General features: G+C 66.0%; 14 protein-coding genes. 7 read left to right on the top strand and 7 right to left on the bottom strand.

Annotated elements, in window-relative coordinates:
• Nucleotides 1–389: 389 nt before the first annotated feature.
• On the bottom strand, nucleotides 390–815 hold the full coding sequence (locus QZX93_RS14790; protein WP_295384280.1) for a hypothetical protein: 426 nt from the start codon (nucleotides 813–815) through the stop codon (nucleotides 390–392).
• Nucleotides 790–1,413: a 1,6-anhydro-N-acetylmuramyl-L-alanine amidase AmpD gene (gene ampD / locus QZX93_RS14785; protein ID WP_295384278.1), complete on the bottom strand. Its 624-nt coding sequence runs from the start codon at nucleotides 1,411–1,413 to the stop codon at nucleotides 790–792. The genes QZX93_RS14790 and ampD overlap by 26 nt, the downstream gene beginning before the upstream one ends.
• A gap of 202 nt (nucleotides 1,414–1,615) precedes the next feature.
• Between ampD and nadC the strand changes: the two genes are divergently transcribed.
• From nadC to QZX93_RS14750, 7 genes are all read left to right on the top strand, one after another.
• Nucleotides 1,616–2,473 (top strand): carboxylating nicotinate-nucleotide diphosphorylase, encoded by an 858-nt coding sequence (gene nadC, locus QZX93_RS14780; protein WP_295384276.1) that lies wholly within the window; start codon nucleotides 1,616–1,618, stop codon nucleotides 2,471–2,473.
• 10 nt (nucleotides 2,474–2,483) lie between these two features.
• Nucleotides 2,484–3,179: a hypothetical protein gene (locus QZX93_RS14775; protein WP_295384273.1), complete on the top strand. Its 696-nt coding sequence runs from the start codon at nucleotides 2,484–2,486 to the stop codon at nucleotides 3,177–3,179.
• Nucleotides 3,180–3,477: 298 nt separating this feature from the next.
• A complete protein-coding gene (gene nagZ, locus QZX93_RS14770; protein WP_295384284.1) occupies nucleotides 3,478–4,566 on the top strand; it encodes a beta-N-acetylhexosaminidase in 1,089 nt (362 codons plus the stop codon).
• Nucleotides 4,563–5,114: a hypoxanthine-guanine phosphoribosyltransferase gene (locus QZX93_RS14765; RefSeq protein ID WP_295384271.1), complete on the top strand. Its 552-nt coding sequence runs from the start codon at nucleotides 4,563–4,565 to the stop codon at nucleotides 5,112–5,114. Before nagZ ends, QZX93_RS14765 begins: the two co-directional genes overlap by 4 nt.
• A 227-nt stretch (nucleotides 5,115–5,341) precedes the next feature.
• Nucleotides 5,342–5,785, top strand: a complete 444-nt coding sequence (locus QZX93_RS14760) for a hemerythrin domain-containing protein (RefSeq protein ID WP_295384269.1) — start codon at nucleotides 5,342–5,344, stop codon at nucleotides 5,783–5,785.
• 98 nt (nucleotides 5,786–5,883) lie between these two features.
• The gene (locus tag QZX93_RS14755) at nucleotides 5,884–6,624 is read left to right on the top strand and encodes an S-methyl-5'-thioinosine phosphorylase (protein WP_295384267.1); all 741 of its coding nucleotides are present in this window, start codon (nucleotides 5,884–5,886) and stop codon (nucleotides 6,622–6,624) included.
• A 15-nt stretch (nucleotides 6,625–6,639) separates the two neighbouring features.
• Nucleotides 6,640–7,203, top strand: coding sequence for a SprT-like domain-containing protein (locus QZX93_RS14750; RefSeq protein WP_295384265.1), 564 nt, complete (start codon nucleotides 6,640–6,642; stop codon nucleotides 7,201–7,203).
• Nucleotides 7,204–7,205: 2 nt separating this feature from the next.
• Here QZX93_RS14750 and QZX93_RS14745 read toward each other — a convergent pair whose 3' ends face one another.
• The 5 genes from QZX93_RS14745 to QZX93_RS27385 all read right to left on the bottom strand — a co-directional run bounded on the left by QZX93_RS14745 (nucleotide 7,206) and on the right by QZX93_RS27385 (nucleotide 16,544).
• On the bottom strand, nucleotides 7,206–9,383 hold the full coding sequence (locus QZX93_RS14745) for a hypothetical protein (protein ID WP_295384263.1): 2,178 nt from the start codon (nucleotides 9,381–9,383) through the stop codon (nucleotides 7,206–7,208).
• A gap of 37 nt (nucleotides 9,384–9,420) precedes the next feature.
• Nucleotides 9,421–10,905 carry an efflux transporter outer membrane subunit gene (locus QZX93_RS14740; RefSeq protein WP_295384261.1) on the bottom strand — a complete coding sequence of 495 codons (1,485 nt, stop codon included), beginning with the start codon at nucleotides 10,903–10,905 and terminating at the stop codon, nucleotides 9,421–9,423.
• Between the two features lie 133 nt (nucleotides 10,906–11,038).
• Nucleotides 11,039–14,281: a multidrug efflux RND transporter permease subunit gene (locus tag QZX93_RS14735; protein ID WP_295394708.1), complete on the bottom strand. Its 3,243-nt coding sequence runs from the start codon at nucleotides 14,279–14,281 to the stop codon at nucleotides 11,039–11,041.
• Nucleotides 14,282–14,298: 17 nt separating this feature from the next.
• Nucleotides 14,299–15,531, bottom strand: coding sequence for an efflux RND transporter periplasmic adaptor subunit (locus QZX93_RS14730; RefSeq protein WP_295384257.1), 1,233 nt, complete (start codon nucleotides 15,529–15,531; stop codon nucleotides 14,299–14,301).
• Between the two features lie 155 nt (nucleotides 15,532–15,686).
• Nucleotides 15,687–16,544, bottom strand: coding sequence for a phosphatidylglycerophosphatase A (locus tag QZX93_RS27385; RefSeq protein ID WP_366760432.1), 858 nt, complete (start codon nucleotides 16,542–16,544; stop codon nucleotides 15,687–15,689).
• Nucleotides 16,545–16,757: the final 213 nt, after the last annotated feature.

The raw sequence follows: 16,757 nt of genomic DNA, 5'->3' as shown, positions 1-16,757 counted from the left end.
GAAAGTCGCCGCAAGCCAATGTCTTTGAAGTCTTTTTTACCTGAAAACGACGGAGGAACCCAGGAGTGCCCCGTTAGCCTGACAGACTTTCATGCTCCGGGGTGGTAGGTCCCCCTTCCATGGCCGTTAGCCGGTTCGGCGTGCAGACGCTACTGGTTGCTATTGAATCTATCTTGAACGGGGCGTCGATCATAATCCCGGCCAGTGGCGTGCGTAGTCAGGGCTTCCAGCCCTGACGGTGTCAGGCCAAGATGGCCTGACTACGCACCCGGCGAGCCCAAGTGGCCGGAATCTTGATCAAGGCCTTGAACGGCTACCGGCTAAAGCCTCGACCTCCGGTTGGGGACGGATCGCCGCTGGCCGGAATGGTGCTCCAGGACTGCGTGGGGTCAATCGTTCAGATAAACGGCCCCCATGTCGAAAGCCTCCTCGGGTGTGCCATGAAAAGTGCCATTGTCAAAGACGGATGGTTCGTATTTTTCATGGCTATAGGTGAAAAAGGCGTAAGACCATTGGTCTTCGTCGCCAAAGTAGCGTAGACGGCCCAGATGGATCGGGTTATTTCGCAACCGCTCGATGTATGCTTCACGCGATTCACCGTAGGGGGTCGGATCAAAGTCCGGTGCCACGCAGGGTTCGGTGTAAGCATCGATGTAACAGAGCTGGCCGCGAAAATGCACGTCAATGCGGGTGTATTTTCCGGCATACTGGCTCGCCGCATGGGCCAGAATACGGTTACGCGTCCGCTCGCGGACGGCCTCCGGAATCTTGACCCCGCCGGAATGTGGATCATAAACCCATGCTTTCTTTGTCATCAGTTGAGTCCGGTCTGGTTTGTGGATGGTGAGTGGTCTGAAAATAGTCCGCGCGGATCATGTTTCGATAGCGTCCCCAATCGAACGCTTCCCCCGGGTCGGTCTTGCGCCCCGGTGCAATGTCGCTATGTCCAACGATGCGCTCGGGGGTGATGGCCGGATAGTGTGCGAGGATCGCCTCGGTGCAGTGGGCGAGGGTCACATATTGCGCCGCCTCAAACGGCAGCGTGTCGGTCCCTTCCAGTTCGATGCCGATGGAGAATTCGTTGCAGCGCTCGCGCCCGCTGAAGCAGGAGCGCCCGGCGTGCCAGGCGCGGCGATGGCAGGGGACGTATTGGATCAGGGTGCCATCGCGGCGTATCAATAGATGGGTGGAGACCGGGCCGGCCGCGGCGGCAATGGCGTAATAGGGGTGGGCGGCCGGGTCGAGCCGGCCGAGAAAGAGGTCGTCGATGGCGCTGCCGCCGAATTCGCCGGGCGGGAGGCTGATGTTGTGGATGACCAGCAGGTCGATGACGGTGCCCGCGGGGCGATCGTCGCAATGGGGCGAGGGGTGGTGTGCGGCGGCCAGGAGCCAGCCTGCGGGGTCGATGGTCATGGCGTCGGTCTAGGGTAACGCATTGATGATAAATTTGTGGTTGACCTGTTCTGGCCTGATGGCCGGATCGATGCCATGCTAACCCAGCCCGGTGGACGCGGTCGCGCCGAATCGCTCGGGGCTGTTCCCTGGCGCGGCGGCAATGCCCTTTTCGTTCCCAACCATGCGAGATTCAACGGATATGCCGACGGAGCCATTACCCTTGCCGACTGCGCAGGCGCTGCGCGCCCAACTCCCCGCGGCGGACCTGATCGCCGCCCAGGTCCGCGCCGCCTTGGCGGAAGACCTGGGTGCGGGGGACCTCACGGCCGCCCTGCTCCCGGCCCATCAGCGTTCCCGGGTGGAGCTGATCACCCGGCAGGCGGCGGTGTTGAGCGGCAGCGCCTGGTTCGAGGCGGTGTTTCGCCAACTCGATGCCGACGTGACGCTCGACTGGGAGGCGCAGGATGGCGAGTCGATCGGCGCCGGCCAGCGGCTGTGTGTACTCACCGGCCCGACCCGTGCCCTGCTCACCGGCGAGCGCACCGCCATGAACTATCTACAAACACTCTCCGGCACCGCCACCCGGGCGAGCCGCTATGCCGCGGCGGTCGCGGGGCTGCCGGTGCGCGTGCTGGACACCCGCAAGACCCTGCCGGGGCTACGCCTCCAGCAAAAATACGCGGTGTTGTGCGGCGGCTGTTACAACCACCGCATCGGGCTCTACGACGCCATCCTGATCAAGGAGAATCACATCCTGGCCGCGGGTTCCATCGCTGCTGCACTGGCGGCCGCGCGCGCCGGCAATCCGGGTGTCACCATCCAGATCGAGGTGGAGAACCTGGCGGAGCTTGCCGAGGCCCTGAGCGCCGGTGCCCGGCTCGTCCTACTGGACAACTTCACCCTGGAGGGGCTGCGCCAGGCGGTGGTTTATACCGCCGGCCGGGCGCAACTGGAGGCCTCCGGCAATGTCGACCTCAACACCGTGCGTGCCATTGCCGAGACCGGGGTGGATCGTATCTCGGTGGGGGACCTCACCAAGGACGTGACCGCCGTCGACCTCTCGATGCGCTTTGTTTGAGCGATTGGCGATGCTCGATTTTCCCCTGCGCCTGGCACTCTATAATTTCCTGCCGGTGGCCCTGACCGGCGTCGCACTGTGGTTCATCAGCCGGTATGTGGCCGACCAGGACCCGGCCAACCATCGGCTGGCCCTCTTGGGCGGCGGATTGATCCTGGCGGGCGGTCTGTCCAAGGCGACCTGGAAGCTGATCGCCGCGGCGACCGGGAGCGACCTGGTCTGGTTGGCCACGGCGCTGTTTCCGCTGATGGCCCCCGGGTTTGCGCTGCTCGCGGTGGCCCTGTGGGGCGCGGTGCGGCGCCAATTTGGGCGGCCGGTCCCTGCCGGGTTGTGGCGTGTGGCGGCGCTCCTGGTGCTGGTGGCCTGCGTCGCCGCGGCCTTGCGGCAGTGGGTGTTCGCGCTGCCCCGCGGCTGGTTCCTGCCGCTGCTGATCCTGGTGAGTCTCGGCAATCTGACGGCCAGCGCCCTGCTGATCGCCGCCGCGCTGGGTCGGCGCCGTTGGGGCACGGCAGGGCTGTTTGCGGTCAATCTGCTGATGATCTTCGCGCTCCAGCCGATCGCCATGATGAACCCCAAGACGCTGGCGATGCACTGGCTCGAGCAGTCGCTCACGGTGCTTGGCACCGCCTGCTTTGCGCTGGCGGCCTATCAACAGTGGCGGCTGCATCGACCGAGCCCGCCGCATCTGGCAAATGTCAAAGCCTGAATTCGGAAATTGCTCACGCCAAGGCGCCAAGCTCGCCAAGAAAAAACACTGAATTTGCATTGCTCCCATGCCCCGGAGATGCCTCGCCCGACCTGGATCGCGCACTGAAAACCCTTGGCGTCTTGGCGCCTTGGCGTGAGTATGGATCTTTCGAGGTCGCAAGGAGTGTGCTAAAACCCGGGATTGAAGGCCGGGTGGCAGGCACCGGGTCACCGAAGACAGGCGATAGCATGCGCGCGCGACCCCCGCTTTCCGATTGGACCCCGAGGGCTGCAAGGCCCGGACGGGGGACGTGACCATGTCACTGGGTCCGATCATGGTCGACCTGGCGGGCACTGAGCTCACCGCCGAGGACCGCGACCTGCTGCGCCATCCGGCGGTCGGCGGGGTCATCCTCTTCGCCCGCAACTATGTCTCCCCCGAGCAACTCGCGGCACTCGCCGCGGCGATCCATGACCTGCGGGAGCCCCGGCTGCTGATCGGGGTCGATCAGGAGGGTGGGCGGGTGCAGCGCTTTCGCGAGGGTTTCACCCGCCTGCCCCCGGCCGGGCGCTTCGGTGCGCTCTATGCCCAGGACCCGCGCCGCGCCAGCGCCGCTTGTAGCGCGGTGGCCTGGTTGATGGCCGCCGAACTGCGGGTCGCCGGGGTCGACTTCAGCTTTGCCCCGGTGCTGGATCTGGATCGGGGTCTCTGCCGGGCCATCGGCGATCGCGGCTTCGCCGCCGGGGCGGAGCCGGTGACGGCCCTGGCCATCGCCTGGGCGGCCGGCGTGCGCCAGGCCGGCATGGCGGCGGTCGGCAAGCACTTCCCCGGGCATGGCGGCGTGGCGGCGGATTCACACATCGAATTGCCCCAGGACGAGCGGGAACTGGCGGACCTGCTGGCCGCCGATCTGGTGCCTTTCCGGCGGCTGATCGAGCACGGGCTGGAGGCGGTGATGCCGGCCCATGTGGTCTACCCCCGGGTCGCCGCCGAGCCCGCCGGATTTTCACCCTTGTGGCTCAAAGAGGTGCTGCGCGGCCGACTGGGCTTCTCCGGCGTGATCTTCAGCGACGACCTCAACATGGCCGCGGCCGATGCCGGCGGCGGCTATGCCGAGCGCGCCCGCGCCGCGGCCCGGGCCGGTTGCGATATGCTGTTGATCTGCAACAATCGCCCGGCCGCGCTCGAGATCGTCGCGGCCTTCCGCAACCAAACCGACCCGACCGCCCAACTGCGGCTGCTGCGCATGCACGGGCGCGGCCGTCTTGCCCGCGAACGCCTGCACGAGGACCCGCGCTGGCATGAGGGGGTGCAGCAGGTCGCACGGCTCGAAGACCTGGCCACCTTGGACCTGCCCCTGGATCGGATGCGGGCCGACCCCACTCAACCGGTAAATGACAGATGAAGCTGACACTTGAGACCTACACCGCCGTGGCCGATCGCGCCGAGTGCCTGGTGACCCAGGAGGCCATGGAGGAGGCGCTCGAGCGGATGGCCGACACCCTTACCGACCGTCTGGCCGGGACCGACCCCGTGGTCCTGTGTGTGATGACCGGGGGCCTGATCGCCGCTGGACGCTTGCTGCCGCGGCTGAATTTTCAACTACGGGTGAATTATGTCCATGCCACCCGTTACCAGGGGGCCACCAGCGGCGGGGAGCTCAACTGGCACTACCGTCCGTCGGAAATACTCCGCGGGGAACAGGTGCTGATCCTGGACGACATCTTGGACGAGGGCATCACCCTGGACGCCATCGCCCGCGCCTGCCGGGAGGATGGGGCGGCGGGGGTCCATACGGCGGTCCTGGTGGAGAAGGCGCGGCCCCACGCCTGCGTGGCCGATGTGGTGGGTGTGGTGGTCCCCGACCGCTATCTGTTCGGCTATGGACTAGACTATAAGGGTTATTTCCGTAATGTTCCGGGTGTTTTCGCGGTCGCCGATCAGGACCGCTGACCGGCCACCGATCGGCGATTGCGAAAAATCAATACAAATTCACGTAGGGGGCCAAAAAATCAATACAGTCAATGGTTTTTGACGACGCCCCAATTTTGGAGTAAATCTTACGGCATAAGATCGCTCGTGCGGTGCCCCGCGGGGTTCCGCGCCTCAGACGTGCCTGCCGCCCGGTCTCGCGGATCGCGGCGGCGGTGTTCACGAAATAACAACGAGGAGGATGATCCATGCAAACCCTAGACGGCTACCGCTGCACGCATTCCGAGTTGCGTCAGATGATCGATGACCTGCGCGCGCTGCTGACCACGGAACAACTGCGCATTCGACCCAACGCCCGGACTGCGCATGAGTTGTTGTGCGACTTGGGGGAGCGGGTGCGCAGACACCTGGCCGAGGAGGATCGCGGTCTCTATCCCAGTCTGTTGATCCATGATGACCCCAAGGTCAAGTCGATCGCCTGGGGGTTCATCAGCGGCGAGCGGCCGTTGCGCAAGATCTTCGACGACTACCACAAGAACTGGTTGAAGAACTGCGATTTCAATTTCAGCGACGATTTTGTGGCCGAGACCCATGAGGTCTTCGAGATGGTGGGTGAGCGCATCGAGCGCGAGGAGCAGGTGCTCTTTCCCAAGTTGGTCGAGATCGGCATGTTTCACGAGGCGCGGGTCTGAGCGGGCACGCGGCTTTTTGAATCGGCGAGCGCTCGGTTAGACTGTCCCCCAGTATCAAGCGTCGGTCCGGATCAGCGGGCCACCATCTGGGGTGTTGCATGGGTCTTCTCGCCGTCATCGGGGGTTCGGGTTTTCAGCATCTGGGGGGGCTCGAGGTCGTCTCGACCGAGCAACCGGAGACCCCCTTCGGCCCGGTCTCAGCGCCGATCGTGCGCGGGGAGCTGGCCGGCCGCCCGGTGCTGTTTCTGGCCCGCCACGGCGCTGGCCACCGGCTGCCGCCGCACCGGGTCAACTATCGGGCCAATCTGTGGGCGCTGCACGCGTGCGGGGCCGAGCGGGTGGTGGGACTGGCCGCGGTCGGTGGCATCACCGCGGCGTTTGGCCCGCGCGTTATCGCACTCCCCGATCAGATCGTCGACTACACCCACGGGCGTGAGCACAGCTTCCACGACGGCGAGTCGTACCCGGTGCATCATGTCGATTTCACCGATCCCTACTGCGCGCCCTTGCGCGCTGCACTGCGGGCCGCCTGTGCGGTCGCCGGGGTGCCCGTGGTCGCGACCGCGACCTATGGTGCCACCCAGGGCCCGCGTCTGGAGACGGCGGGGGAGATCGCCCGGATGGAGCGCGACGGCTGCGACCTGGTCGGCATGACCGGGATGCCCGAGGCGGTCCTGGCCCGCGAGTTGGGCCTGTGCTATGCCAGCCTGGCCTTCGTGGTCAACTGGGCGGCCGGTAAGGGCGAGGGCGCGATCGCCATGGCCGAGATCGAGGGCCACCTGGCGCACTGCACCGGGCCGGTCGAGCGCATCCTCGCGGCGCTGGCCGCGGCCGCCTGAGGCGACCCGAAGACGATGGCAGCGGAGCGTTACCAGGGGGCGCCGAGCGCCGACGCGGCGGCACTGCAAGGGCGTGTGGCGGCGCACACCCGCGACCTCCTGACGGCGGCCGGGCAGTGGCTGGGTATTGGCATCCGGGACCCGCAGATTCGCTTCGACCTGCGCGGACGCGCGGCCGGCCAGGCGCGCATCGGTAACCGCGGCCCCTGGGTCGTGCGCTATAACCCGGTGCTCCTCACGGCCAATGCGGAGGACTTCCTCGCCACCACCGTCCCCCACGAGGTCGCCCACCTGGTGGCCTACGCCCGGCACGGGTCGCGCATCCGTCCCCACGGACCCGAGTGGCAGGCGATCATGCGGCACTTCGGTGTCGCGCCCGAGCGCTGTCACCGCTATGACGTGTCGACGGTACGCGGGCGTACCTTGCGTGAATTCGACTATCACTGCACCTGCCGCGGACATCGCTTGAGCAGTATCCGCCACCACCGTGTCCTGGCGGGCCGGGACTACATCTGCCGCCACTGTGCCACGCCGCTGCGCCCCGGGCGCCACCCGGACGCGGTCGGAATACCGGATTGAGGTCAGTGATCCGCGGCGCCGACCAAGGTGTCAAGACCGCTCAGGTCGCTGGTCAGGGCGAGGCGCAATTGCTCATCGGCGATCTTCGGGAGTTCTTGCCGCGCGTCGGCGAGGCGTAGGGCCAGGGCCTCGTTGGTCGCCAGGATGGCCAGTGCGCGGTCGCGCTCAGTGGCCAACTGGAGCGCCTCGGCGAGCTCGTGCGCCTGGGCAAAATGGTCATCGGCGGCCGCGGCGTCGCCGCCACGCACCGCGAGCCGCCCGAGCTCGGCGATGACGGCGGACTTCTCCGCGGGGTCGGTCAGCGCGTTGGCCGTCGCCCTGGCCTTCGCGGTGGACTGCGGGGCCAGCGGCCGATAGGTAGGCTCGCGCAGTTGATGCAGTCCCAGCAACCCGCCGGCCAGGGCCTGATAGTCCGGGGTCTGCAGGCCCGCGGCCGCGTCCATTGCATCGGTGAGTCGATTGGACACGATTTGATTTCCGACGATGCGATACAGTGTCCGATCTTGATCGAGCGGGCCGACAATCCGCGCGGCGGTGCCCTTGGCGGTCTGTATATCACCCAGTTGAGCGCTGGTTTGCGCGATCACAGCAAGGATGCGTGCGCGCACCCGCGGGTTCTTGACTGAATCGACGTTCTTGGTCGCCGCTTCCAAGAAATTCAGGGCCGAGGCCCGGAAGCCCGCCTTGGCAAAGCCGCGCGCGAGCGCGGCGGTGGCCGTCAGGCGATCTGCTTGCAGTTGGACGCGAGCTAATCCCGAAGTCGCGGAGTTGAAGTACTTGCGGGCGTCCTGAGGACGGCCGAGGTCGGTCAGGAGGGCGGCGATCTCCGTGTCGGCCGCGACCTTGTCCGCCGGCCCGGTCATGGCCTCGGCGATGCTCTGGGCCTGCTGTAAGATCTGCTCGGCATCGTTCGGGCGTCCGACCTGGTTGAGGTGGCGGGCCAAGGTGCAGAGTGCCGCCACCCGCGCCCCGCCCGTGTCGGGTTCCCGGCCGGCGGCGGCCCGCAGGCGCATATACAGACCCTCGGCGTCTGCCGACTGACCTTCATTCCACAAGATATTGGCCAGCCAGGCGCCGCGATCGAAGCGCAGCTCGGGGTTGCGCAGGTACTCAATCAAGGCCGCCGCCTGCGGCGCTGCGTGCTGTTGGCGTAGCGCATCGATCCGGGCGAGCACATAGATGTCCCATTCCGGGGAGGTTCTCAGATCGGCCAAGCGGCTGGCAAGGAATCCGGTCGCATCCGACAGATTCCCGGGAACTGCGCCTGCCCCCGATGCATTCGGGCGGTCAGGGTCCGGTGTGGCGCCATTGATTGGCGGTGCGGCGGCCGATGACAGGAGTGCCGCGGGGCCGCCGGCGGGCTCCGCGGCCGCGGTCGTCGCCAGTAGTGCGGCAACCTGCGCTTGGGCGGCAATGCCGGGATCGGATACAGCGCCATTGAACGCCCCTGCACCGGCGGCTTGAGCGGCCAGCCCGTTGGCGCCGGACGCCATCGGCTGGGCGGCGCTGGTGCCGCCGCTCCCGAACCACTGCTCGTAGCCAAGGAGGCCCCCGGCGCCCATGGCCAGGCCCAGAGCAAAGATGCCGGCCGCCGAACTGAGCAGGCCGGCGCGGCTTTTCACCATGCGCGGCAGGCCCAACTCCTTGCGGATCTCCGCCTCCAGTCGCCGGCGCCGCTCCTTAGCCTCGCGCTCTGCGCGGTCCTTCTCGTCCTGCTCCAGCCGGCGTTCATGATCCGACAGCAGCGATTGCCGCAGCAGTTCGCGCTCCTTTTTCTCCTGTGCCACCTTCTCGAACTTGGCGAAGATAATCTGACACTTCTCGCAGGCGACCGGGCTCGGCTGCTCCGCCTTGATCTTGTGTACATGCCCGCAGGCGGGGCAGGCAAGCACCGTCGACGGTGCCTCGATCGGCGCAAGCGTCAGCGACAGGGGCGCTTCGTCGCACGGGCGTAGATTGCTGCGAATGCCTATCGCGACCAATTGGCGCTGGGCCTCGGCGCCGGCTTCCGCGTCCAGCCCTGAGACCAGGACGCGCCGCTGCCGGTCGATGGTTTGCGCAACTTGATCGGGTGCGACGCCCATCCAGTGAGCCAGCTTGTTAAACGCCTCGGCGCGCTCCGCGGTGTGCGGGTCGACCCCAAAAAAAATCAAATCGTAGCGGGTCTCTTGCGTCGTCATGGCCACCGGCTCCTAGGAATGGTTCCTGATCCTGAGGTTAAGGCGATTGTGCCTCGCCGGTCAAGGCGTCGTGGCCCACCGCTCCCGGCGCCGGGGGAATGGCGGGGGCGAAGGGTCCCTGGCCCGGCCGCGGCGCCGGCGCCCCACGCGCGGCCTCATCGACCCAGCCGCCGCCCATGGCCTGGTAGATGCTGACCACGGCGGTCAGGGCGGAGGCGCGGGTGGCGGCCAGGTTCAGCTCGGCCGGGAAGAGTTGCTGATCGGCCTGGAGCACCGTTGAATAGGGTGAGTAGCCGCCGTCGAATTGCAGCTTGGCCAAGCGCGAATAGTCGCTCAGTGCCTTGACCAGCCGCTGCTGGGCCAGGACCTCCTCGTTGAGCTTGTCCCGTGCGATGAGCGTATTGGATACATCGGCAAAGGCCGTCTGGATGACCTGCTGGTAGTTTGCCTGTGCGGCCCGTTGCTGGGCCTGCGTCTGCGCCACGAGACCGCTCACCGACCCCGCGGTAAAGAGGGGGCCGGCGAGCGTCCCGGCATAGCTCCAGGTGCGCGCCGGTCCGGTGAAGAGCCCCGAGAGCTGGGAGCTATTGGTGCCCAGGGCGCCGGTCAATGAAATGGTCGGAAAGTACAGCGCCCGCGCCGCGCCGATCTGGGCATTGGCGGCGATCAATTGCTGTTCGGCCTGAAGGATGTCGGGCCGGCGCACCAGCAGGTCCGACGGGACCCCGGCAGGGACGCTGGGCGGGATGAGGGTCTCCAGCGTACGCCCACGCGGGATGGGTCCGGGGTTGCGCCCGAGCAGCGTCGACAGCCCGTTCTCAGTCTGGGCGATGTCGCGTTCCAAGAGCGGGATCTGGGCGCTGGCGGTCTCGTATTGTGACTGGGCCTGTGCCACCGTCATGTCCGAGACCTGGCCGTATTTGAACTGATACCCGATCAGGCGCAGTGATTCCCCATAGGCGGCCTGGGTTTGTCGCGACATCGCCAGTTGCGCATCGAGCCCTCGCAACTGGATGTAACCGTTCGCCACCGCCCCGACCAATGACAGGATGACGCCGCGCCTGGCCTCTTCAGTACCCAACAATTGGGCGCGCGCCGCCTCGGTCTGGCGGCGGATGCGACCCCACAGGTCGATCTCCCAGGAGGCCCCGGCCAGGAGCTGGAAGTTGTCGTGTACACTGCCGGGTAAAGCCCCGACGGCCGCCGTGAGTGCCCGCCCGGCCTGGCCACTGTAATTCAACTGGGGATAGAGCGGGGCGCGTGCCTGGGTGAGGGCCGCGGCGGCCGCCTCCACATTGGCGGCGGCGATCTTGGCGTTCCAATTGGCGGCCAGGGCCTGGACGATCAGGTCATCGAGGATCGGGTCATTGAACTGCCGCCACCATGCGGTATTAGCGGTGTTTTGCGCATCCCGCAGCGCAAAGCGGTAGGTCGCCGGGGTATCGACCTTGGGCCGCAGATAGTCCGGCCCGAGCATACAGCCGGCGAGCAGCGTCGCCATGGCCGTCAGGGTAACGGCCATGGCGCCCGTACCACCCCGCAAGATGAACGTTGCGGGCGCCTTGGCCGATCCCCCACCCCGCTCCCCCCCAATAGATGAGGGAGAATTGGAGCGCGCTCCCGGCGCGACTTTCACGGTAGTCCGTGGGGCCAGATTAGGCATCGGTGCGCTCCTGCGTCGGCGTTTGGGCACTGCCGCCGGGCTCAGGCCCTGCCGAGTGCGGCAAATCGCACTTTGAACTGCCGAAAAAGCGCGTACTCATGGTCCCGATCAGCCAATAGAACATCGGGATGAAGAAGATCGCGATGACGGTGGCGGCCAGGGTCCCGCCGACCACCCCGGTGCCGATGGAGTGCCGGCTGTTGGCCGAGGCCCCGGTGGCGATGGCCAGCGGCAGGGTGCCGAGCACGAAGGCAAAGGATGTCATGACGATGGGTCGCAGCCGCAGCCGTGCCGCCTCGGCCGCTGCGTCGAACAGCGACAGGCCCTCCTTGCGGTGCAGTTCGACGGCGAACTCGACGATAAGGATAGCGTTCTTGGCCGCCAACCCGACCAGCGTCAGCAGGCCGATCTGGAAATAGATGTCATTGTCGATCCCGCGCAGCGCAATGGCGAGCAGGGCGCCGATGATGGCGAAGGGGATCGCCATCATGACACTCGCCGGTAGTGACCAACTCTCGTATTGGGCCGACAGGATCAGGAACACGAAGATCAGGCCGAAGACGAAGGCAATGGCGGAGGTGGAACCCGAACTGACCTCCTCGCGCGCCTCACCGGCCCACTCGAAGCCATAGCCCTGGGGCATCACCTCTTGCGCCACCGCCTGGATGGCCGCGAGCGCGGTGCCCGAGCTGACCCCGGGGGCGGGCGCGCCATTCAAGGCGATGGCCGGGTAGTTATTGAAGCGGGTCACCATATCCGGGCCCACCACATAGCGCGAGGTCACCAGGGCGGAGAGCGGGATCATGTTGTTGGAGCTGCTCTGCACGTTGGTGCCGCTCTGCGGGTTGGCGGCGCTCAGGATGTTCGTGTTCCTGACATAGAACTTACCGATGTCCTCGGGGGTCATGCGGTAGCTGGGCTCCGCCTGTAGGATGACCTTATAGAGGCGCGAGTCCTTGGGGAACTGGCTGACATAGAGTGAGCCGAACATCGTCTGTAAGGTGTTGTAGACATCCTGTATCGGGACCCCCAGGATCTCCGCCTTTTCCCGATCGACATCCGCCAGCAGCTGCTGCCCATTGGCGCGCACGGTGGTCGTCACCGCGGTCAGTTCGGGCCTGGTTTTGGCCTTTTCGATGATCTGCTGGACTACGTCATTGAGCTGACCAAAGGTCCCTGAGCCCTTCTGCTCGATCCACATCTGGAACCCGGCGGTGATCCCCAGGCCGGGGATGGGCGGCGGGTTGATGGCTATCACCAGACCGCTCTGAATGCTCTGAAACTGACCCATCGCATCGGCGATGAGCGCATTGGCGGATAGCTTGGGCGATTGGCGTTCCTCGTAATCCTTGAGCGCCACGAAGAGCAGGCCGAAGTTGGTCTTCGTCTGGGAGTCGATCAGGCTATAGCCATCGAATTGGGTCACACTGGCGACCGCCGGCTGGGCGCGCATGATCTCCGCCGCCTGAGTGCCGACCGCGTTGGTGCGCGACAGGCTGGCTGAATCCGGCAGGAAATAGAGTACAAAGATGTAGCCTTGGTCCTCCTGGGGGACGAACGAGGTCGGCAGGACCTTGAACAGCCACACGCAGCCACCCACCACCAGACCAAAGACGATCAGTCCCACGAACCAGCCCCGCATGATCGCCTTGACGCCCCGCACATAGGCGCCGGTGAGTCGCTCGAAGCCGGTGTCGAACCATTTGAAGAAGCCCTTTTGCTCACCGTGCTTGGCCTGAATGAGGATGGCCGCCAGGGCCGGTGAGAGGGTGAGCGCGACCACCCCGGAGAATACCACCGAGATGGCGATGGTCACGGCGAACTGTTGGTAGAGCGCGCCGGTGATACCACCCAGGAAGGCCACCGGGACAAAGACCGCGTTCAGCACCAGGACCACCGCGATCACTGGACCGCTGACCTCGTCCATCGCCTTCTTGGCGGCCGCATTGGGCGTCAGGCCGAACTGCTCCATATTGCGTTCGGTGTTCTCCACCACCACGATGGCATCGTCCACCACCAGGCCGATGGCGAGGATCATGCCGAACAGGGTCAGCATATTGATGGAGAAGCCGAAGATCAACATCCCGATCAGCGCGCCCAGGATGGACACCGGCACCGCGAGCGTCGGGATAATGGTGAGGCGCAGGCTGTGCAGGAAAATATAGACCACCAGCACCACCAGCACGACCGCCTCGAAGAAGGTCTTAACCACCTCATCGATGGAGGCCTGGACAAACTTGGTGGTATCCAGCGCGACGGCATAGTCGAGGCCGGGTGGGAAACTCTTCTTCATCTGCGCCAGCATCGCACGGACCTGCTTGGACACCGCAATGGCGTTGGACCCGGGCTGTTGATAGACGGCGATGAGCGTCGCGGGCTTGCCCTGGTAGGCGGAGTTGACGATATAGCTTTGGGCGCCCAGTTGGGCATAACCCACGTCTTTGACCCGCACCAAGGCCGCGGTCTGGTTTTCGGCGCGCACGATCATGTTATCGAACTGGGCCGGTTCAGTAATGGTGCCGGTCGTGACCGGAAAGGTCTGGGAAACCGGAAAGGGAGTCGGTGTGTCGCCGATCCGTCCGACCGCAAATTGTTGATTCTGCTGTTGGATCACATTGGCCAGATCGCTGGCGGTCACCGCGAGCTGGGCCATCCGGTCGGGTTTCAGCCAAATCCGCATGGCATAATCGGGGTCGCCCAAGATGTTGGCCTGATTGGCGCCATTGATGCGGTTGATGCTGCTGAGTATCTGGGTGTTGGTGTAGTTGGCGACATAATCGGCATCCAGGCTGCCATCGGGCGAGAAGAAGGCGAGCACCATCAAGAAGGTGCTGGTCTTCTGCTGGACCGTCACCCCCTGCGCCTGCACCGACTGCGGCAACTGGGCCATGGCCTGACTGACGCGGTTCTGCACGTCGACCTGGGCCAATTCCGGGTTGGTATCGATGGTGAAATAGACGGTCAGGGTATAGGAGCCGGTCGATGAGCTGGTGGACGACATGTAGATCATATTGGTGGCGCCGTTCACCTGCTGCTCGATGGGGGCGCCGACATTCTGGGCGACCAGGGTGCCATTGGCGCCGGGGTAGGTGGCGTTCACCTGGATCTGGATCGGTGTCACCTGCGGGTATTGGGCGATGGGCAACTGCACCATCGCCACCAGGCCCCCGATTGAAATGACCAGGGCGATGACCGCGGCGAAGATCGGGCGGTCGATAAAGAAGTGGGAGAACATGGCTGTGGTCTCCGCTGCTACTTGGCGGCGCCGGCCGGGGCGGCTGCCGCGGGGCCTTGAATCACCCCCGGCTGGCGGCCTGTGGCGGCGGCCGGAGCCGAACCAGACGCGACCGCAGCCGCATGGCTGGCGGGGGCCGGGGCGGTCGCGACCACCTTCACCTTGGCCCCGGGGGCCAGGCGCGCCACCCCGTCGGTCACCACCACATCGCCGGCGGCAAGCCCGCCGGTGATGAACCAGTCATTGCCGTGCCAGGGGCCGACCTCCACCGGCCGGGGCTGGACGGTGTTGTCCTTGGTCAACAACATCACAAAGTGCCCCTTGGCGCCCTGGAGCACGGCGGCCTGGGGGACCAGGATGGCGTTCGGGCGCTCGGCGCCGGTGAGACCCACGCGCACGAACTGACCCGGGCGCAGCGAGAAGTCGGGATTGGGCACGGTGGCGCGCAGCAGGTAGGTGCCGGTGGTCACGTCGTAATCGGCATTGGCAAAGGTGATCCGGCCCTGGTGGGGGAAGGTCGAGCCGTCGGACAGCACCACATCGACCACGAAGTCATGCTCACCCGGTACGCTCAACACACCGCGGGTCTTCTCGGTGCGGAACTTGAGCATGTCGTCTTCCGACACGCTGAAATTGACCCACAGGCTGTCGATCTGGGACACATAGGTGAGCAGGCTGTTGGTCGAGGAGATATAGGCCCCGTCCTGGACCTGGGCATAGCTGGAGAGCCCGGTCACCGGCGCGGTGATGGTGGTGTAGCTCAGATTGAGTTGGGCCGTCTGCACATTGGCCTTGGCCGTGTAGACCGCCGCCGCCGCTGCTGCCTGCTGGCCGGTCGCATCGTCCAGGTCCTTCTTGCTCAGGGCCTTGAGTGCGGTGAGCGGCTTCACCCGCGCCAGATTGTCGTTGGCCGTCTGGAGCGCGGCCTGTTGCTGGGCCAGCGCGCCCTTGGCCGCATCCAACTGGGCCTGAAAGGGCTTGGGGTCCTGGCGGAACATCACATCCCCGGTCTTTACTAGGGCGCCCTCGGTATAGACCCGTTCCTCCAGAAAGCCATCGACCCGCGCCCTGATCTGCACCTGGTGGGTACTCTGGGTCTGCCCGACAAACTCGAAACGGACCGGGGTATCGCGCGGGACGATGGTCTGGACCGTCACCTCCGCGGGGGGGCGCGCCTGGGCCTGGGCCTTGGGCTTGTCGCAGCCCGCCAGGAAGACGGGAAACGTCAGGGCGATCAACAACCAACGCATATCGGCGATACTCCGATCCAGTCATGCCTAAAGGGACCTGCACGGACGAGGTCGCAGGGGGCGCCGGGCCCGGTCAGGGCGAACCGCAAGACGCTCGGGTATGTTCTCACAGCGGGGCCAGACACGACACCGAGAGATTCGCGCGACTGCGGATACTAAAGCCAGCCCAGCAGCGCCTGCCCCAGGTGCATCACGGCGAGCGCCATGAGTCCGGCGACCACGTCATCGAGCATGATGCCGAGTCCCCCGCCCACCTGGCGATCAATCCACCCGATCGGCCAGGGCTTCCAGATATCGAACAACCGGAAGGCGGCGAACCCCGCCACCACCGCGGGCCAACTCGGGGCAATCGCAATCATCGTGATCAGATAACCGACGATCTCGTCCCACACCACCGAGGGCGGGTCAGACCGCCCGAGGGCCTGCGCCGCCAGGCCGCACAGCGGTATGCCGATGAGCAGCAGCACGGCGGTAACCGCCAGATAGGGACCGAGCGTGAGCCCGAGCCCGGCCAGGAGCAGATAGAGCGCGACCCCGGGCAGGGTGCCGAAGGTCCCCGGCGCCCAAGGCGCCCGCCCGCTGCCGAAGCCTTGGGCGAGGAAGAGGATGAGGCGATCCAACCGCCGCGGTTCGCCCGGCCCGGCCGCGGGCGCACCGGGCTGGGCAGCGGCCAGCGGCCCGGTAAATGGCACCAGCAGACCGGCCGCATCCAGGGTCCAGCGGGTGCCGTCGTCGGCGGGGATGCCGGACTCGCAGCGCCAGGGTTCCGGCAGCGGGCGGGGCAGGGCGAGCAGACCGCCGCCCGGGGTGGTGAGAAAGGTGAATTCCAACTGCCCGGTCGCGGCCCCGGTGAGTTCCACCCGCGCCTTCCAGCAGCCGTTCCACTCGCGAAAAAAGTCGTACTTGAGCTCCACCGGGCCGATCAGTTCGGTCAGCATCGACTGGATCAGTGCGCGGGCGGCGGAGGCCCGGCGGGTGAAGTCGGTCAGGGGGGTCGGGGTCTGGTCGGTCATGTGGCTCCGGGGCAGTGCTGGCAACGAATCGTCCACCAGGGCCAAATCTAGCAGAGATCCGCGGCGTCCGCCTCCAGGGCGGAACCGTTCTAGCCAGGACTCTCTGTTGCAACCGGCGGTTGTCCGCAACACTGGACAACGCCAGGTGGCCCGGGTATAAAGCACGTCGGTCCCCTTACTGTCCGAGGCCCCGTGCGTGAACCTTCGTGAGGT

The sequence above is a fragment of the uncultured Thiodictyon sp. genome (genome assembly GCF_903946935.1).
GTDB lineage: Bacteria > Pseudomonadota > Gammaproteobacteria > Chromatiales > Chromatiaceae > Thiodictyon.
The sequence above is the reverse complement of the archived record's forward strand: the minus strand, read 5'-3'. Positions and strand labels throughout refer to the sequence as shown.